Genomic DNA, 16,100 nt, shown 5'->3' with positions numbered 1-16,100 from the left:
GGTACGCCATTCTCGATATTGCTGGCGCTAGAACAAGGCGGCAGTGTTCTTCAGCGTCACCCAGATTCCCCAGACGAGCGGGATGCCGACGACAGTCCAGGCGAGTGCGGCCCGAGCATCCAGCCCGCCCGTGCCGATGCCGAAGGAACCTGTTGGCCCGGCACTGGCTGCGGCGGTCTTGGCTTGTAGAGACGCCACCTCCTCGTCCGACATGAACCATTTCTCGGAGAGCGGCCGCACCAGAAGATTGGCGATGAAGCCGAGCGCCAGCATGCCGGCGAGGATGTACATCGTGCCGGTGTAAAGCGCCGGGCCGGGCTCGACGCCGGCGGCGATCTGCGCCTCGCGGATATAGTTCACCACGACGGGCCCGACGATACCGGCGGTGGCCCAGGCCGTCAGCAGGCGGCCGTGGATCGCGCCCACGAACTGCGTGCCGAAGATGTCGGCGAGATAGGCCGGGATGGTCGCGAAGCCGCCGCCATACATCGATAGGATGATGCCGAAGGCCAGCACGAACAGGGCCTTGCTGCCCATATCGGCCAGGGTCGGTGCGAGGGCATACAGTACGATACCGAGGATGAAGAACGTGTAGTAGGTGTTCTTGCGGCCGATCTTGTCGGAGAGCGAAGCCCAGAAGAACCGTCCGCCAATGTTGAACAGCGACAGCAGGCCGGTGAAGCCGGCGGCGATCGCGGCGATGGCCATCTTCTGCTCCGTATCGAGCTGACTGAAGCCCAGATCCGGCTGGCCGATGAGACGGCCGCCGAAGATTTCCTGCAGCATCGGCGATGCCATGCCAATGACCCCGATGCCGGCGGAGACATTGAGGCAGAGGACCAGCCAGATCAACCAGAACTGCATGGTCTTGTGCGCATCGCGCAGATGAACGTGCCGCGTGGTGATCATGGTCGATTTCGACACCGGCGGCGTCCAGCCTTCCGGGCGCCAGCCGGCTGGCGGAATACGGTAGCCGAAAGCGCCGCCCATCATGAAGCAGAAATAGATCGCCGCCATGACGAGGAAGGTCTGCCAGACGCCGGCCGTCGTGTCCGTCTTGAAGGCATTCATGAGGAGATTTGCAAGCGGCGCGCCGATCATCGCTCCGCCGCCAAAACCCATGATCGCCATGCCGGTCGCCATGCCGCGCCGATCGGGAAACCATTTGATCAGGGTTGAAACCGGAGAGATGTAACCGAGGCCGAGACCGACGCCGCCGATGACCCCGGCACCGAGCCACATCAGCCAGAGCTGATGGCTCATGACGCCAAGTGCCGCGACGACGATGCCGCCGCACCAGCAGCAGGCCGAAACGAAGCCCGCCTTGCGTGGGCCGACACGCTCCAGCCAACCGCCCCAGATGGCTGCGGAACAGCCAAGCAGCACAAAGAAGAGCGTATAGATCCACCCGAGATCGGCGACGCGCCAGTTGCAGCTCGTCGTGAAGAGCGCGGAAAGAAGATTAAGGTCGGCGCAGGCGGGATCCGGTGTTCCCGCAATCGCCTTCGACAACGGCAGCCAGAATACGCTGAAGCCGTAGGCCATGCCGATACAGAGATGGATGGCAAGCGCTGCTGGCGGAACGAGCCAGCGGTTGAAGCCGGGTTTCGCGATGATGCGCTCCCGGTCGAGGATGCTGCCGGAATAGGTGCCGGCATAGGTCTCGGTCGATACAGTCATGGGTCTCCTCCGCAGCGCACCCCTCCGATGCGCAGATGTAATCAAGCGGGAGATGGACGATGTCCTCCGGCCGAAAACCACCCGCACCTCCATGCGGACGGCAGCCGCCGAACCTCCCGGCCTGAAGCCTTGCAAGGCACGTGCCAAAGAGTATGATTATTTAAATCAGTGACTTAGCGGAGATGGGAGAAGGAAAGCGGACAAACTGTCCAGCCGGTCGGACAAACTGTCCGGTCATTCCGCCTCGGGCAGCCACACCGTGAAGGTGGCGCCTTCGCCGATTTGACTGGTCGCGGAGATGGCCCCGCCCTGCCGGGTCACCAGGGTCTGGCTGATGGAAAGGCCGAGGCCAGTGCCTTCCTGTCGTTTGGTGGTGAAAAAAGGGTCGAACACCTTTGCCGCGACATCCGGGTCCATGCCCACGCCCGTGTCGCTGATGACGATCTCCACGCCCGGCCGCCCTCCGCGATCGCCGTCGCGTGTCTCGATGCTGAGCCGGCCACCGTCAGGCATGGCATGAATGGCGTTCACAACGAGATTGACGATGACCTGCTGAAGCTCTGTCCGGTTCATCAGAACCAACCGCGCTGCCGTATTGGCGAGTTGCACGTCGATTGCCGCCTTCGTGAGAAGGTGCTGGACGAGCGGCAGGCAATCGGCCACCGCCGTGCCGGGTGCGTGCCGGTCGACAAAGCCGGCGAATTCTTCGGGCTTTGCGAATTGCAGGAGCTTCGTCACGATCTGGCTGATGCGCTGGATCTGCTCATCGAGCAATTGGAACTCCACCTTCGCCAGCTCCGCCCGATCGCCGACCACGGAGCGAACGACTTCCAGATTGCCCTGCATGACGGCGATGGGGTTGTTGATCTCATGCGCGACGCCGGCCGTGATCTCGCCGATGGCGGCGAGTTTTTCGGACATGATCAATTGCTTCGTCGTGGCCTCGAGCTGCCGGTTGGCGAGCTGGAGCTCGCGGGTGCGCTCGTCGACCCGCACGTTCAGTTCCTCGTTCCATCGCCGCAACTGTTGGTCGCTCCGCTCGAGCTGGTCGAGCAGATCATCGAGATGCACAGCGACGCGGCCGATCTCGTCCTGACTGTCGACGGGACCGGTACGCGCGCCCAGATCGCCGCTTTCGACTTTGGCGATGGTGGTATCGACACGTTCCAGTGGCTCGAAGATACCGCGCGCCCAGCGCAGGAAGATCGGTACGCTCGCTGCCGTTATCGCGAGGAAAGCGACGATGATGGTGAGTACTGTCTGGTGTTTCGCTGCGGTGAAGGGCGCCTCCAGAAAGCCGACATAGAGCATGCCGACATGCTTGCCGTGGCTGTCGGTGATCGGCTCGTAGGCGGAAATGTACCAATCGTTCACGACGAATGCGCTGTCGAGCCAGGTGCGCCCCTCCCCGAGCACCGCAGAACGCACGGCCGAGGAAACACGCGTGCCAAGCGCGCGGCGTCCCTCGAACAGGCGTACATTGGTGCTGATGCGCACATCGTCGAGAAAGAGCGTCGCCGTGCCCTGGCTACCCTCGGGCAGGCTCGCCTCTCGATAGACGAGGTCGTTGATCGTATCGATGAAGACGAGGTTCTGGTTGAGCAGGATACCGCCGACGAGCACGGCCTTGCGCCCGTCGCCGAGCGTCACGGGGCTGGCGCTTTGGACAACCATGCCGCGCGTTTCCTCCGTTCGCTCGGTCGGCACGGCATTGGGCGTGGAGACGAGCGGCAGGCGCGCGCGGGACGCCAGATCCGGCGAGAGGTCCTGGAGATCGGCATTGTCGAAGATATCGATCCCCGTGGCCGGCTTTCCCGCAAGCGCATCACGTATGACCGGCCAGTCCGTGCGCAGCGACGCCGCAGTCTGTGCGGTGACCGAGGTTACAAGCTTTCCATCCGGGTCGATCACGTAGAGGAAATCGAGTTCCAGCCGCGCGCGCGCTTCAGCAAGGAAGGCCCGCAGTGCGTCGTCATCGTCGGCGACATCCCGGAACCGCGCGGAGCCGCCAAGGGCTGTGACATGCTCGCCGGTATTGTCGAGGATATGGGCGAGATACTGATGTGCTATGGTGAGGTCGCCGTTGACCTTGGAAATCAGTGTCGCATCGAACTTCTCGTTCCAGCGATAGACGGTGACGCCGAGCAGCAGCGGCAGGATGACCAGCATGGGCAGAAGCGCGATGGCCAGCAACCGGTAGCGCACGGAGCGCACCGGCCGAATGCTGCGTCCGGTATCAGCCATCCCAGGCGGCCAGTTTTCGGTCGATGGTCTTCCGCGAGATGCCGAGCTGGCGCGCCGCCTCGTCGCGCTGTCCGTTGCAGGCGGCCAGCACCGACAGGATATGCCGACGCTCGACATCTGCCAGCGACCCGCCGTCCCCGGTAGCCGGCGCAGACATGGCGGATCCGAATCCACCCGGGAAGCGGCCAAGGATCAGCGTGCGCTCGATGAGATTGCGCAGCTCCCGCACGTTGCCCGGCCAGTCATAGGCGGCAAGCGCGCGCCGCGCCGCCGCATCGATCGGCACGGCGGGCATGCCGAGCTGCGCCGACAGTTTCTTCATGAAGAGGGTGGCAAGCTCCAGAGAGTCGCCATCCCGCTCCTTCAGCGGCGGCAGATGGATCTGCATCACATTGATGCGGAAGAAGAGGTCGGCGCGGAATCGTCCGGCCTGGACCTCCTTTTCCAGTTCCGCATTGGTGGCGAAGATGAAGCGGAGATCGACCGGCACCTCGCGCTCGGAGCCGACCGGCCGCACCTTGCGGTCCTCCAGCACACGAAGCAGCTTGCTCTGCGTCGCTGGCGGCATTTCGCTGATCTCGTCGAGGAACAAGGTGCCGCCCTGCGCATGCAGGAACAATCCTTCACGCGCCCGCTCGGCGCCCGTGAAAGCGCCTTTGAGGTGGCCGAAAAGCTCGCTTTCGATCATATCCGGCGGGATCGCCCCACAGTTGACGGGAACGAAGGGTTTTGCCGCCCGGTCGGAAAGCGTATGCAACGAGCGCGCGGCCACTTCCTTGCCCGTGCCCGACTGGCCCGTCAGCAATACGGATGTGGGAAGCGGCGCAACCCGCGCGATCGTTTCGCGCACGCCGGCAATGGCGGCCGATTCCCCGATCAACCGGTCGCGCAGCAGAATATGGTCCGACGTCGCCTTCAGCTCGTACCGCAGCACGTAGTTTTCGCGCTGGAGGCGGCTACGGTCGAGACAGCGCGCGACGGCATTCAGCAGCTGGTTCGAGCGGAACGGCTTCAGGATGAAATCGACAGCGCCGGCCCGGAGCGCCTGGATCGCCGTTTCGAGATCGGCATAGGCCGTCATCAGGATGGCATCGGCGAAAAAGCCGATCGCGCGTTGCTCGGCAAGCCATTCCACGCCGTTCTTTCTCGGCATGATGTTGTCGAGGATGACGACGTCGAAATGGTGCTGGTCGAGCTTCTGCGAGGCCTCATCCGTGTTGGCCGCAAGTTCCAGCCGCTGGCAGCGCGGCCCCAGCGTGCGCATCAGGAAATTGCGCATGCCCGGCTCATCGTCGACGACGAGAATGGAGGCCTGCGCCAGCCAGGGGCCGAATTCCGGATCGGCGGTCGTGTCGCGGAGCGCCCGGACGGCTTCAGTCGGCACCTGGTCTCCTCCCCCGGTGTTGATCAAACAGACGCGCACCATAAGAAGCCACCTCCGCAAGCACAAGGCGGCCGGAGACGCGCCGTGCCGCGTTTGACCTCCTAAAAAGGCATCGCGATACGCGTGTTGTCGCCGACCATTCGTTATTTTAGCTTCCCCTTACTCTTTGGGCGCGATAAAGTAGCAACGCAGAAAAATGCTCGTGGCAGAGGCTTGGCCCTGCCGCCCGTCAAAGCCGGACATAGCAGGCATCGTCACCATTTTGCGCGCTGGAGGCAGCCATGATGGCATTCAATATCGTGCGTTTCAAAATCAAACCCGGCATGGAGAAGGCCTTTCTCGATGCCCATCGCAATGTTGCCGCCGACTGGGCGGGCTTGCGCCATGCCAGCATCATCAAGACCGGCGATTCGCGCTATTGCATCGTTGCCGAATGGGAAAGCATGGATGCGCTCGCATCCTGCCGGCCGCAAATGATCGCCACGCTCGACAGTTTTCGCGATACGCTCGAAGACCTCGGCAATGGCCTTGGCGTCACGGATCCTGTGGCTGGCCCGATCGTTCTGGCGCTGAAATAAACGCCCGGGCCGAAACGCACGTTCCCCCCGCAGCAAGGGGCTGATGTCGGTCGTCACACCGGCAAGGGTTCCGTCATTGTCCCATCGATTGCCCGACGGCACATCGTCGCCTGAACCTGTGGAGGTCATGGGCTCGCCGGCTGGCGCTGCCTACACTGCGCGGGTCTCCATCCCCTGCCTATGTCATGCTGATGTCATCACAATCTGATGAAACGCTCCCCCATGCCATCGGGCAATTGTGACAAGCGCGATCAGCGACTGTCCTTTGCATGGGGCGCACGTGCCGCCGGCTTTCGTGGCGGCGCGATGGATACGGACATTCCAGCACAGGAACCCTGCCCGATGATCGAAACGGCCGCTTCTCCCGCCCTCTCCCCCGTCACAGCGCGCAAGGAGGCGGTCGGCAAGCGCCTGAACCGGGCCGTGCGCCGCAATCCGCTGCTTTCGGTTTCCGGCATGTCCGAATATGTCTTCTCGCGGCTGTTCCGTAATCTCGTCTACGCGCAAATCTGGGAAGACCCTGACGTCGATATGGCCGCGCTGCAAATCGAGCCGGGCAATACGATCGTCACTATCGCCTCGGGCGGCTGCAACGCGCTGTCCTACCTCATCGCCGACCCGGCCCGCATCGAGGCCGTCGATCTCAATCCGGCGCATGTCGCCTTCAACCGCCTGAAATTCGCCGCCGCCAACCATCTGCCGGACTACGAGGCCTTTCACCGCTTCTACGGCAGGGGCGACGACCGGCAGAACCTCGCGGCCTACAGGCTGCACCTGCGCCCGCATCTCGACGACGAGACGCGCGACTATTGGGAAGGGCGCACGCTGACCGGCCGCCGCCGCATTTCCATCTTCCATCGCCGGCTCTATCGCCATGGCCTCCTGGGTGGGTTCATTGGTCTCGGCCATACGATGGCCCGCCTCTACGGCGCCGATCCGCGGGGTCTGCTGCAGGCGCGCACGATGGAGGACCAGAGGCGCTTCTTCGAAGAGACGCTGTCGCCGCTGTTCGACAAACGCCTGATCCGCTGGGCGACGGGCCGCAAAAGCTCGCTGTTCGGGCTCGGCATTCCCCCGCAGCAATACGAGGCCCTGTCGGGGGCCGGCAACGGCATGGCGGAAATCCTGCGCGCCCGCGTGGAAAAACTCGCCTGCGGCTTTCCGCTCTCGGAGAACTACTTTGCCTGGCAGGCCTTCGGACGCGGTTATGGCAATGACGAGCACGCGCCGCTTCCGCCCTATCTCCTGCGCCGGAATTTCGAGGCCGTTCGCAGCCGCGCGTCGCGCCTCTCCATCACCAATACGTCGCTGACCGAGTTCCTTGCCGCCAAGGCCCCGCAGACGGTCGATCGCTTCATCCTGCTCGATGCTCAGGACTGGATGACGGATACCCAACTCAATGCATTGTGGGGTGAGATCACCCGCACTGCCACACCCGGCGCCCGCGTCATTTTTCGCACCGCGCCGGCCGAAAGCCTGCTGCCCGGCCGCGTCTCGAATACCATCCTCGACCGTTGGATCTATCGCGAGGCAGAGTCGCGCGCCCTGCATGAGCAGGACCGCTCGTCGATCTATGGCGGCTTCCATCTCTACGAATTCAAGGGCTGACCCGAATGAGCGCCGCATCCGACCACGCCCTGCTGATGGACCGCATCTACCGCTGGCAGCGGCGGTTCGGCATCTATGACGCGACCCGCAAATATTATCTGCTCGGCCGTGATCCATTGCTCGCGGGCCTTGCTCCTCCTCCCGGCGGCTGCGTGCTGGAAATAGGCTGCGGGACGGGGCGTAATCTGGTGCAGGCTGCGAAGCTCTATCCGCAAGCCCGCTTCCACGGCATCGATATTTCCCAGGAAATGCTTGCCGCCGCCGGGGCGGCCATTTCAGGCGCAGGGCTGAAGGACCGTGTCCGCCTTGCCCGCGCGGATGCCGCCGGCTTCGACCCGCAGGTCGTGTTCGGACAGGCGACCTACGACCGTATCTTCATTTCCTATGCCGTCTCGATGATCCCGCCATGGCAGCGTGTCATGGAGGCCGCCGTCGCCCGCCTTTCGCCGGGCGGTGAACTGCACATCGCCGATTTCGGCGACATGCGGGAGCTGCCGCGCTGGTGCAAGAATGCCGTGGATACGTGGCTCGGCTGGCACCACGTCACCCCGCGCGCCGACCTCTTCGACATATCGTCTCAGCTGGCGGCAACCCACGGCAGCATAAGCGAAGAACGGCGCCTTCACCGCGGCTTCTCGTGGCTCGCGACGATCCGCAAAGGCTGACAGCAGAATATCCCTCTTGTAATACGCCTGTCACGGAGGCTTCTTATCGCAGGAGGGCAACGCACCGCTCAAGAGAGGCACTCCCATGCGTAAACTTCTCCTCGCCCTGGCATCGGCCACGATGCTCGCAGGCGCCGCCCAGGCCGCCACCGTCTATCCGCTCGATCGCGCGACGATCCTCGTCGGCTCTCCCTTCGACTTCAAGGTCGAGTTCGACGCCGTCGTGAAGCCCGAAGATGTGAAAGTGACCGTCAACGGTCAGGACTACGAAGCCATCTTCGGCAAGAAGGCCGAATTCGTCGCCGAAGAAAAGGGCAAGGAAGACAAGGTGCTGGGTTCGGCGCTTGTCCTGCGCGGCCTGACGATCGGCACCGCCGGCGCCTACAAGGTCGAAGTCTCCGCCGGCAGCGAAGCCAAGTCTGTTGCCTGGGACGTTTACGAGACCGTCGCTGAACCGAAGGCCAAGAACATCATCTTCATGATCGCCGACGGCCTCTCGGTCGCTCACCGCACCGGCGCGCGCATCATGTCCAAGGGCATGACCGAGGGCAAGGCGAACGGCCGCCTGGCCATGGACGACATCCCGCCTGTCGCCTTCATCGGGACCTCCTCCACGCATTCGATCGCGACCGACAGCGCCAACACCGCTTCGGCCTACATGACCGGCCACAAGTCGCGCGTCAACGCGCTCGGCGTCTATGCCGACCGTACGCCCGACAGCCTTGACGACCCGAAGGTCGAGACGATTGCCGAAGCGCTGCGCCGCACCACGAAGAAGTCCGTCGGCATCGTGACGACCGCCGAGATTGAGGATGCCACCCCGGCTGCCCTCGTCTCCCACACGCGCAAGCGCGCCGACAAGGCCGAGATCGTTGGCATGATGTTCGACGTTAAGCCGGACGTGCTGTTCGGCGGCGGCTCGGCCTATTTCCTCGGCAAGGACATTCCAGGCTCCAAGCGCAAGGACGACAAGGACTACATCGCCGAGTTCAAGAATGCCGGTTATGCGCTGGCAACCGACAAGACGGAACTGGCCGCTGCCGCAGGCTCGAACCAGGAGAAGCTGCTCGGCCTCTTCCACACCGGCAACATGGACGTGACGCTCGACCGCGAATTCCTCAAGAAGGGCACGGTCGAAAAGTTCCCGAACCAGCCGGGCCTCGTCGACATGACCAAGGCTGCGCTCGACAAGCTCTCCAAGAACCCGGAAGGCTTCTTCCTGATGGTCGAGGCCGCCTCGGTCGACAAGATGAGCCATCCGCTAGACTGGGATCGCGCGCTCGTCGAAACCATCGAATTCGACCAGGCCGTCGCCGTTGCCCGCGAATTCGCCGACAAGAACCCCGATACACTGATCGTCGTCACCGGCGACCACACGCATGGCGTCGCCATCATCGGCACGGTCGACGACGAGAAGCCCGGCACGGAAATGCGCGAGAAGGTCGGCACCTATGATAATGCCGGCTTCCCGAACTACGAGGACAAGGACGGCGACGGTTACCCGGATCGTGTCGATGTCTCGCGCCGCCTGTTCATGGCCGCCAACAACGGTCCGGACCACTACGAAACCTTCCGTCCGAAGCTCGACGGCCCGTTCGTTCCGGCCGTGCAGAACGAGGCGAAGGAATATATCGCCAACGAAGCCTATAAGGATGTTCCCGGCGCGGTCTTCGTGCAGGGCAACATTCCGAAGGACGAGGACAGCGGCGTGCATGCCGTCGACGATATCGTGCTGCAGGCGGCCGGCCCCGGCTCGGAAGGTTTCCGTGGCTATATGGAACAGAGCGATGTCTACCGCGTCCTCGCCGATGCTTTCGCGCTCGGCACCGCGAAGGACTAAGAGGCTTTTGCCCTTGGTGGACAGGCGGCTTTCGCCGCCTGTCCACAATCGCGTGAATGAAGAAGGAACCCTGGCATGACGGATGCCCCCCGCACGTTTCTCACCCGGCGGCGGATGCTCGTGGCGCTTGCGGCCCTGCCCGCTCTTTCGCTTGCCCGCCCCGCACGCGCCGATGAAAAGCTGGGCTTCGGCGAACTCTACAAGAGCTTCGGCGTGCTCGGTCTGGAGTTTTCCGACAAGGTGAAGCGGCTGAACGGCCAGGACGTCACCGTCAAAGGCTTCATGGCTCCACCGCTGAAGGCCGAGGCGAATTTCTTCGTGCTGACGGAAATTCCGATGTCGCTCTGCCCGTTCTGCTCTTCGGATGCGGACTGGCCGGACAATATCCTCGTCGTCTATCTCGCCGAAAAGCAGACCTTCGTGCAGTACAATGCCCCCATCGAGGCGCATGGCGTGTTGGAATACGGCCCCTGGACCGACCCGGACACCGGCTTCCGCAGCCAGCTTCGCCTGCGCGAAGCGGCCTTCAATACGGTTTGATCATGCTGGCGCTCGATATTTCCGGCCTGGAGATGCGTTTTCCAGGCCTCGACACCTCCGTTCTCTCCATTCCCAGGCTGCATGTTCCGGCCGGCACGCAGCTTGCTGTCACCGGCGCCTCCGGCTCTGGCAAAAGCACGCTGGTCAACGCCATCACCGGGCTCGAAACGACGACGAGCGGTTCGGTCTCCTGGGGCGATACGGATATCGTGCGCCTTTCCGCCGGCAAGCGCGATGCCTTCCGCGCCGCCCATATCGGCTTGGTGATGCAGGATTTTCACCTCTTTCCCGGGCTCTCGGCCTTCGAGAATGTCGTGCTGCCCGTGCGCCTCTCCCGCCGTCTGACGCCGGCCGAACGCCAGCGTGCGCTTCATCTTCTCGAAACGACAGGCATTGCCCGTCCGGACCAGCCTATCGAGACGCTGTCGCGTGGCGAGATGCAGCGCGTCGCGGTGGCCCGGGCGCTGCTCTCCAAACCGGGCGTGATCGTCGCAGACGAGCCGACCGCCAGCCTCGACCGGCGTACCGGCACGGAGGTTGCCGAACTGATCGTCCGGCTCGCCCGGCAGGACGGCGCGACGCTCGTCGTCGTCACCCACGACCCGGTTCTCATGGAACGGCTCGACCGGCGCATCGCCTTGGAAGGCGGCCGCATCGTCGAAGACAGTGCGGAGGCGCGGGCCGCATGATCCGTTTCATCCTTGCCGATCTCAACCGCTTCAAGGCGGGCGCGCTCGCCGTCGTCGTGCTAATCGCGCTTTCCGTCGCGCTCAGCGTTACCGTCACGCTTCAGGAGCGCGCCGTCCGCCTCGGCAGCGCCCGCGCTGCGGAAAAATTCGACCTGCTGATCGGCGCGGCCGGCAGCGAGACGCAACTTGCTCTCTCCGCCGTCTTCCTGCAGCCCTCACCGCTTCCGCTGATATCCGGCACCATCCTGGCAAAACTTTCAGACGACCCCCGCGTCGCGTTCGCCGCCCCGGTCGGCTTCGGCGATTCCGCGGATGGTCACCCCGTCGTCGGCACGACGACCAGACTGATCGCCGCCCTCTCCCCGGCCCTTGCCGAAGGCGCAGTCTTCGCCCATCTCGGCGATGCCGTCATCGGCGCCGATGTCGCCAAGCGGGTCGGTGCCGAGATCAAGCCGATGCACGGCGCGGCGGACGAAGGCGGCCATACCCATACCGAGATCGTCTATAAGGTGACCGGCCGCATGGCGCCGACAGGCACGGCCTGGGATCGCGCGATCCTCGTGCCGATCCAGGCTGTCTGGCAATTGCACGGCATGACCGCGCACGAACACCACGATCATGCCGGCGAAGCAGCCGAAACGGTTGCGGCGAACGAGCACGACCATGACCATGAGCCGCATGTCGAAGCCGAGGCTGGCATAGACGAGCATTTCGACGCCGAAACGCCGGGCATTCCCGCCATCCTTGTCAAGCCGAAGACCATCGCCGATGCCTATCGTCTGCGCCAGGAATATCGCGGCGAGACGACGCTCGCCGTCTTCCCCGCCGAAGTGCTGACCCGTCTCTATGCGACACTCGGCGATGCGCGCAGCCTGCTGCTCGCCATCGCCATCGGCACGCAGGTCATCGTCATCGCCGCCGTGCTGCTCGTCACCGTCATGCATGTCGGTGCCCGCCAGCGGCAGATCGGCGCGCTCAGGGCCTTTGGTGCGCCGCGCCGCGCGGTCGTTGCCATCGTCTGGGGTGAACTCTTCCTGCTCTTCCTCCTGGGTCTGGCCCTCGGCGTGCTCCTCGGCTACGCCGCCGCCCAGCTCATATCGGCCACGCTCACCGCCAGGACCGCCATCCGCATGCCGGTGGAGTTTGCACGGCAAGATCTGTCGCTGGCATTGTGGTTCGTCGTGCTCGCCGTCCTCGTGTCGGTTGTTCCGGCGCTCTCGACGCTCCGCCTCAGCCCCGCGCGGGCCCTGAGAAGCTGAGCGAGACGATGGCTGGACCTCGGCCGGCAGGCCGGGGTCGATACCTCGAAACATCGTTTCCCTGATCATCCCATCGCCCCGCCGCGACTCTTTGCCCGTTGTCAGCGGATGACAAGCGTCAATGCATGCAATATACAGTCAATATCCGCGCAGCTTGGAAACCCCGGCATGAAGAACTGGCATCCCGATCTCGGCAGGAGCGACAGCCCGCTCTACATGGCTATTGCCGACATGATCGAGCTGGATCTCCGCAGTGGCCGGCTCTCGGCCGGCGACAAATTGCCGACCCATCGCGATCTCGCCAAGCGCCTCGCGATCGATGTCACCACCGTTGCCCGAGGTTATGTCGAGGCGCAGAAGCGCGGGCTCGTCCAGGCGCATGTCGGCCGCGGCACCTTCGTGATGGGAGCCGCACCCAGCACGCCTGTGGCGATGGATGTCCAGCCGGATGCACGCCGCGCCGCCATCGTCGATCCCTCCATGAACATGCCCCCGGAACCGAACGATCCCGACCTCATCGCCAGGATGCGCGAGGGGGTTTCAGCGCTTTCGGCGGATCTGGTGCCGCTTCTGCGCTACCAGACATTCGGCGGCGCGCCGATGGACAAGGAAGCCGCCGCGTTATGGCTCGGACGGCGCGGGCTGACGCCGTCGCAGGAACGTATCTTCATCGCGCCGGGCGCTCATCCGGCGCTGCTTGCCATTCTCGGCACGCTGGCAAAACCCGGCGAGACGGTACTTTCCGAAAACATCACTTATCCCGGGATGCGCTCGATCGCGGCACAGCTTCGCCTGCGGCTTGTCGGCCTGCCGATGGATGACGACGGTATCCTGCCGGAGGCTTTCGCCGTGGCCTGCGAGCGCGAAAAACCAAAGGCGCTCTACCTCAACCCAACGCTGCAAAATCCCCTGACCCTGACCATGCCGGCCGCGCGGCGGGCCGAGATTGCTGCCGTGGCGCAAAAATACCGTGTGCATGTTGTCGAGGATGATGCCTATGGCTTCCTCCCTTCGAACGGGCCTGCGCCGCTTGCCGTGCTGGCCCCTGATCTTACCTGGCATATCGGTGGACTGTCGAAATGCATCGGTGCGGGCCTGCGCCTCGCCTATGTCGTCGCGCCCGAAGACGGCCGCGCCCTCTGGTCCTTCGCCAGCGCGATGCGATCCGGCAATGTCATGGCCTCGCCGCTGACGACGGCGCTGGCCACCCGCTGGATCGACGACGGAACGGCGGATGCGATCCTCGATTTCCTGCGCGGCGAAGCGGCGGCACGCCAGGCGCTCGTCGCCGGGCTGCTTCTCCCCGGCAGCTATCGCGCCGATATGCTCAGCTTCAACATCTGGCTGCCTCTGCCGCATGGCTGGACGCGTTCCACATTCGGCGCCCATATGCGCACCGCCAACCTCGGCACCGTTGCGAGCGATGCCTTCGCCGTCGATGGCACGCCGCCCGAGGCGGTGCGTGTCTGCCTCGGCGGCCCGATTTCCCGCCCCCAACTCCAGACGGCGCTCGAATTCATGGCGCACGCGCTGGAAGGCCCGCCTGAAATGGCCGGCACCTTCTTCTGATCCCCACTTCTGTTCCGGAGAGCGGACAATCCCGACCGCATGTGCCTGCGTCAGTATGTCTGCTGGACATATTGACTGCATAATTGCATCTATATTTCAGCATTGAATGAGTGGATTGATCGTGCACGAAAGGTGCAAGCCATGGACAAGGACTATCCCGCACTGCCCCCGATGCAAACAGGCATCCGCGGCCGCTGCCCGCGCTGCGGCCAGGGCCATCTCTTCAAGGGCTTTTTGACGCTCGCCCCGAAATGCGAGGCCTGCGGGCTCGACTATTCCTTTGCAGACCCGGCGGATGGTCCCGCCTTCTTCGTCATCTGTTTCGCCTGCGTGCCGAGCGCGCTGCTCGCCGTCTGGCTGGAGGTCACTTTCAGCGCATCGCTGCTGACGCAATTCCTGGTGACCGGGCCCTTCATGCTCCTGACCTGTATCCCCCCTCTCAGGCCACTGAAGGGCTGGCTCGTTGCCAGCCAGTATTTCTACAAGGCGGAAGAGGGCAAACTGGTCCGCCGGAGCCCGGAACCCAGCTGATCTCCAAACCCGGATGGCCGTGATTTCTCGACGAGGGCGCCGGCAAGGCTTGTGAATGCTTTGCCGATTCCGGTGGCCTGGATTTGCTTTATCTGGTACCTCCAGCAGACAAGCATCAATCCTCGCCTGCCTACATAGAATGCGCCCCGTGCTCCCCTTCCCTTTCTCCGAATCCGACCCCATTCGTCATCCCGGTCCACCGCCGCAGGCGTCTGACGTGGTGATCATCGGCGGCGGCGTTATTGGCGTCACAACGGCTCTCTTTCTGGCGAAGCGGAATATCTCCGTGACGCTCGTTGAAAAAGGGCGGATCGCGGCGGAACAATCGTCGCGAAACTGGGGCTGGATCCGCAAGCAGGGACGCGACGCGGATGAGCTGCCGATCGTGATCGAGGCCTGCCGCCTGTGGCAGCAACTGGCAGAAGAATGCGGTGAGGATATCGGCCTTGCGGAGACGGGGGTGACGTATCTTGCCCGGTCCGAAAAGGACATGGCAAAATTCGACACCTTCATGAAGATCGCCGCCGATCACGCGCTCGATACCCGTCTGCTTGCTTCCGAGGAAACGGCAAGGCTCTTCAAGGGCATATCCCAGCGCTATGCGGGGGCAATGACCACGCCCTCCGACCTGCGCGCGGAGCCCTGGATTGCGGTGCCCGCACTGGCCCGCCTGGCCGCCCGCCTTGGCGTGACGATCGTGGAAAACTGCGCCGCCCGCACACTCGATCTTTCGGCCGGCAGGGTTAGCGGCGTGTGGACGGAGAAAGGCCGCGTTGCGACCTCCACGGTGCTGGTGGCCGGCGGCGCCTGGTCTTCGCTCTTCCTGCGAAAACATGGCGTTTCCATTCCGCAATTGAGCGTGCGCGCAACGGTCGCCGCCACCGGACCGCTGCCGGAAATCCATGCGGGTGCCGCAGCCGACGCGCATGTCGCGTTCCGGCGCAGACAGGACGGTGGGTATACGCTCGCACCCGGCGGCAGCAGCCTGCTTTATCTCGGGCCGGATGCGTTCAGGCACTCGATAAAATATCTCCCTGCCCTGATGGCCAACCCGTTCGGCGTGTGCTATCTGCCCGCCGCCCCGGCATCCTACCCCGACAGCTGGTCCACGCCGCGGGAATGGACGCCGGATTCGGTCAGCCCCTTCGAGAAAATGCGCATTCTCGATCCCGCTCCCGAGCGCTCGGGTCTGCAATCGATCGAACGCGGCTTCAGGCAGCTCTTCCCGCAGTTCGAAACCGTTCCCATCAAGGCAAGCTGGGCCGGAATGATCGATGCCATGCCCGATGTCGTTCCGGTCGTCGATCGTGCGCAGTCGATCGCCGGCCTGTTCGTGGCAACGGGCATGAGCGGTCATGGTTTCGGCATTGGACCCGGCATCGGCCGCGTCGTCGCCGACATGATCCAGGGCAACGACATCGGCCACAACCTGCACCGCTTCCGCCTCTCCCGTTTCAGCGATGGAAGCACCCTACGGCTGGGCCCCGCCCTTTAGTCCGTTCAGCGGACGTGA

Annotated in this window: 13 protein-coding genes; 10 read left to right on the top strand and 3 right to left on the bottom strand. The window is 63.9% G+C overall.

The genetic code is table 11. From position 1 onward, the window contains the following. Window positions 1-27 precede the first annotated feature (27 nt). The 3 genes from MUO32_RS04805 to MUO32_RS04795 all read right to left on the bottom strand — a co-directional run bounded on the left by MUO32_RS04805 (window position 28) and on the right by MUO32_RS04795 (window position 5,308). Entirely contained in the window at window positions 28-1,680 is a 1,653-nt protein-coding gene (locus MUO32_RS04805) for an OFA family MFS transporter (protein ID WP_257947079.1), read from the bottom strand. 234 nt (window positions 1,681-1,914) lie between these two features. Next, the gene (locus MUO32_RS04800; protein WP_257947078.1) at window positions 1,915-3,924 is read right to left on the bottom strand and encodes a cache domain-containing protein; all 2,010 of its coding nucleotides are present in this window, start codon (window positions 3,922-3,924) and stop codon (window positions 1,915-1,917) included. Beyond that, on the bottom strand, window positions 3,917-5,308 hold the full coding sequence (locus MUO32_RS04795; RefSeq protein ID WP_257947077.1) for a sigma-54 dependent transcriptional regulator: 1,392 nt from the start codon (window positions 5,306-5,308) through the stop codon (window positions 3,917-3,919). The genes MUO32_RS04800 and MUO32_RS04795 overlap by 8 nt, the downstream gene beginning before the upstream one ends. Before the next feature lie 281 nt (window positions 5,309-5,589). On the opposite strand from MUO32_RS04795, the gene MUO32_RS04790 reads away from it, so the two are divergent. From MUO32_RS04790 to MUO32_RS04745, 10 genes are all read left to right on the top strand, one after another. Then, window positions 5,590-5,886 carry an antibiotic biosynthesis monooxygenase gene (locus tag MUO32_RS04790; RefSeq protein WP_257947076.1) on the top strand — a complete coding sequence of 99 codons (297 nt, stop codon included), beginning with the start codon at window positions 5,590-5,592 and terminating at the stop codon, window positions 5,884-5,886. A gap of 342 nt (window positions 5,887-6,228) precedes the next feature. Next, window positions 6,229-7,494 carry a DUF3419 family protein gene (locus tag MUO32_RS04785; RefSeq protein ID WP_257947075.1) on the top strand — a complete coding sequence of 422 codons (1,266 nt, stop codon included), beginning with the start codon at window positions 6,229-6,231 and terminating at the stop codon, window positions 7,492-7,494. A 5-nt stretch (window positions 7,495-7,499) separates the two neighbouring features. Next, the gene (locus MUO32_RS04780; protein WP_257947074.1) at window positions 7,500-8,159 is read left to right on the top strand and encodes a class I SAM-dependent methyltransferase; all 660 of its coding nucleotides are present in this window, start codon (window positions 7,500-7,502) and stop codon (window positions 8,157-8,159) included. A gap of 85 nt (window positions 8,160-8,244) precedes the next feature. Next, on the top strand, window positions 8,245-9,999 hold the full coding sequence (locus tag MUO32_RS04775) for an alkaline phosphatase (RefSeq protein ID WP_257947073.1): 1,755 nt from the start codon (window positions 8,245-8,247) through the stop codon (window positions 9,997-9,999). Window positions 10,000-10,074: 75 nt separating this feature from the next. Beyond that, window positions 10,075-10,539 carry a hypothetical protein gene (locus MUO32_RS04770; RefSeq protein ID WP_257947072.1) on the top strand — a complete coding sequence of 155 codons (465 nt, stop codon included), beginning with the start codon at window positions 10,075-10,077 and terminating at the stop codon, window positions 10,537-10,539. Between the two features lie 2 nt (window positions 10,540-10,541). After that, entirely contained in the window at window positions 10,542-11,228 is a 687-nt protein-coding gene (locus MUO32_RS04765) for an ABC transporter ATP-binding protein (protein WP_257947071.1), read from the top strand. Continuing rightward, complete coding sequence (locus MUO32_RS04760; protein ID WP_257947070.1) at window positions 11,225-12,487, top strand: FtsX-like permease family protein; 1,263 nt, start codon at window positions 11,225-11,227, stop codon at window positions 12,485-12,487. The genes MUO32_RS04765 and MUO32_RS04760 overlap by 4 nt, the downstream gene beginning before the upstream one ends. Window positions 12,488-12,655: 168 nt before the next feature. Beyond that, a complete protein-coding gene (locus tag MUO32_RS04755) occupies window positions 12,656-14,056 on the top strand; it encodes a PLP-dependent aminotransferase family protein (protein ID WP_257947069.1) in 1,401 nt (466 codons plus the stop codon). Between the two features lie 141 nt (window positions 14,057-14,197). Beyond that, window positions 14,198-14,587 carry a DUF983 domain-containing protein gene (locus MUO32_RS04750; protein WP_257947068.1) on the top strand — a complete coding sequence of 130 codons (390 nt, stop codon included), beginning with the start codon at window positions 14,198-14,200 and terminating at the stop codon, window positions 14,585-14,587. Between the two features lie 139 nt (window positions 14,588-14,726). Next, window positions 14,727-16,082, top strand: a complete 1,356-nt coding sequence (locus MUO32_RS04745) for an NAD(P)/FAD-dependent oxidoreductase (protein WP_374708588.1) — start codon at window positions 14,727-14,729, stop codon at window positions 16,080-16,082. Window positions 16,083-16,100 lie beyond the last annotated feature (18 nt).

It is taken from the genome of Shinella sp. CPCC 101442 (assembly GCF_024704725.1).
Lineage (GTDB): Bacteria > Pseudomonadota > Alphaproteobacteria > Rhizobiales > Rhizobiaceae > Shinella.
This window is presented reverse-complemented; position numbering and strand designations above follow the sequence as displayed.

Bases quoted from the DNA above. Each gene is read 5' to 3' on its own strand.
- MUO32_RS04745 (WP_374708588.1), top strand. From the start codon at position 14,727: ATGCGCCCCGTGCTCCCCTTCCCTTTCTCCGAATCCGACCCCATTCGT.
- MUO32_RS04755 (WP_257947069.1), top strand. From the start codon at position 12,656: ATGAAGAACTGGCATCCCGATCTCGGCAGGAGCGACAGCCCGCTCTAC.
- MUO32_RS04775 (WP_257947073.1), top strand. From the start codon at position 8,245: ATGCGTAAACTTCTCCTCGCCCTGGCATCGGCCACGATGCTCGCAGGC.
- MUO32_RS04760 (WP_257947070.1), top strand. From the start codon at position 11,225: ATGATCCGTTTCATCCTTGCCGATCTCAACCGCTTCAAGGCGGGCGCG.
- MUO32_RS04780 (WP_257947074.1), top strand. From the start codon at position 7,500: ATGAGCGCCGCATCCGACCACGCCCTGCTGATGGACCGCATCTACCGC.
- MUO32_RS04750 (WP_257947068.1), top strand. From the start codon at position 14,198: ATGGACAAGGACTATCCCGCACTGCCCCCGATGCAAACAGGCATCCGC.
- MUO32_RS04785 (WP_257947075.1), top strand. From the start codon at position 6,229: ATGATCGAAACGGCCGCTTCTCCCGCCCTCTCCCCCGTCACAGCGCGC.
- MUO32_RS04790 (WP_257947076.1), top strand. From the start codon at position 5,590: ATGATGGCATTCAATATCGTGCGTTTCAAAATCAAACCCGGCATGGAG.
- MUO32_RS04805 (WP_257947079.1), bottom strand. From the start codon at position 1,680: ATGACTGTATCGACCGAGACCTATGCCGGCACCTATTCCGGCAGCATC.
- MUO32_RS04770 (WP_257947072.1), top strand. From the start codon at position 10,075: ATGACGGATGCCCCCCGCACGTTTCTCACCCGGCGGCGGATGCTCGTG.
- MUO32_RS04765 (WP_257947071.1), top strand. From the start codon at position 10,542: ATGCTGGCGCTCGATATTTCCGGCCTGGAGATGCGTTTTCCAGGCCTC.
- MUO32_RS04800 (WP_257947078.1), bottom strand. From the start codon at position 3,924: ATGGCTGATACCGGACGCAGCATTCGGCCGGTGCGCTCCGTGCGCTAC.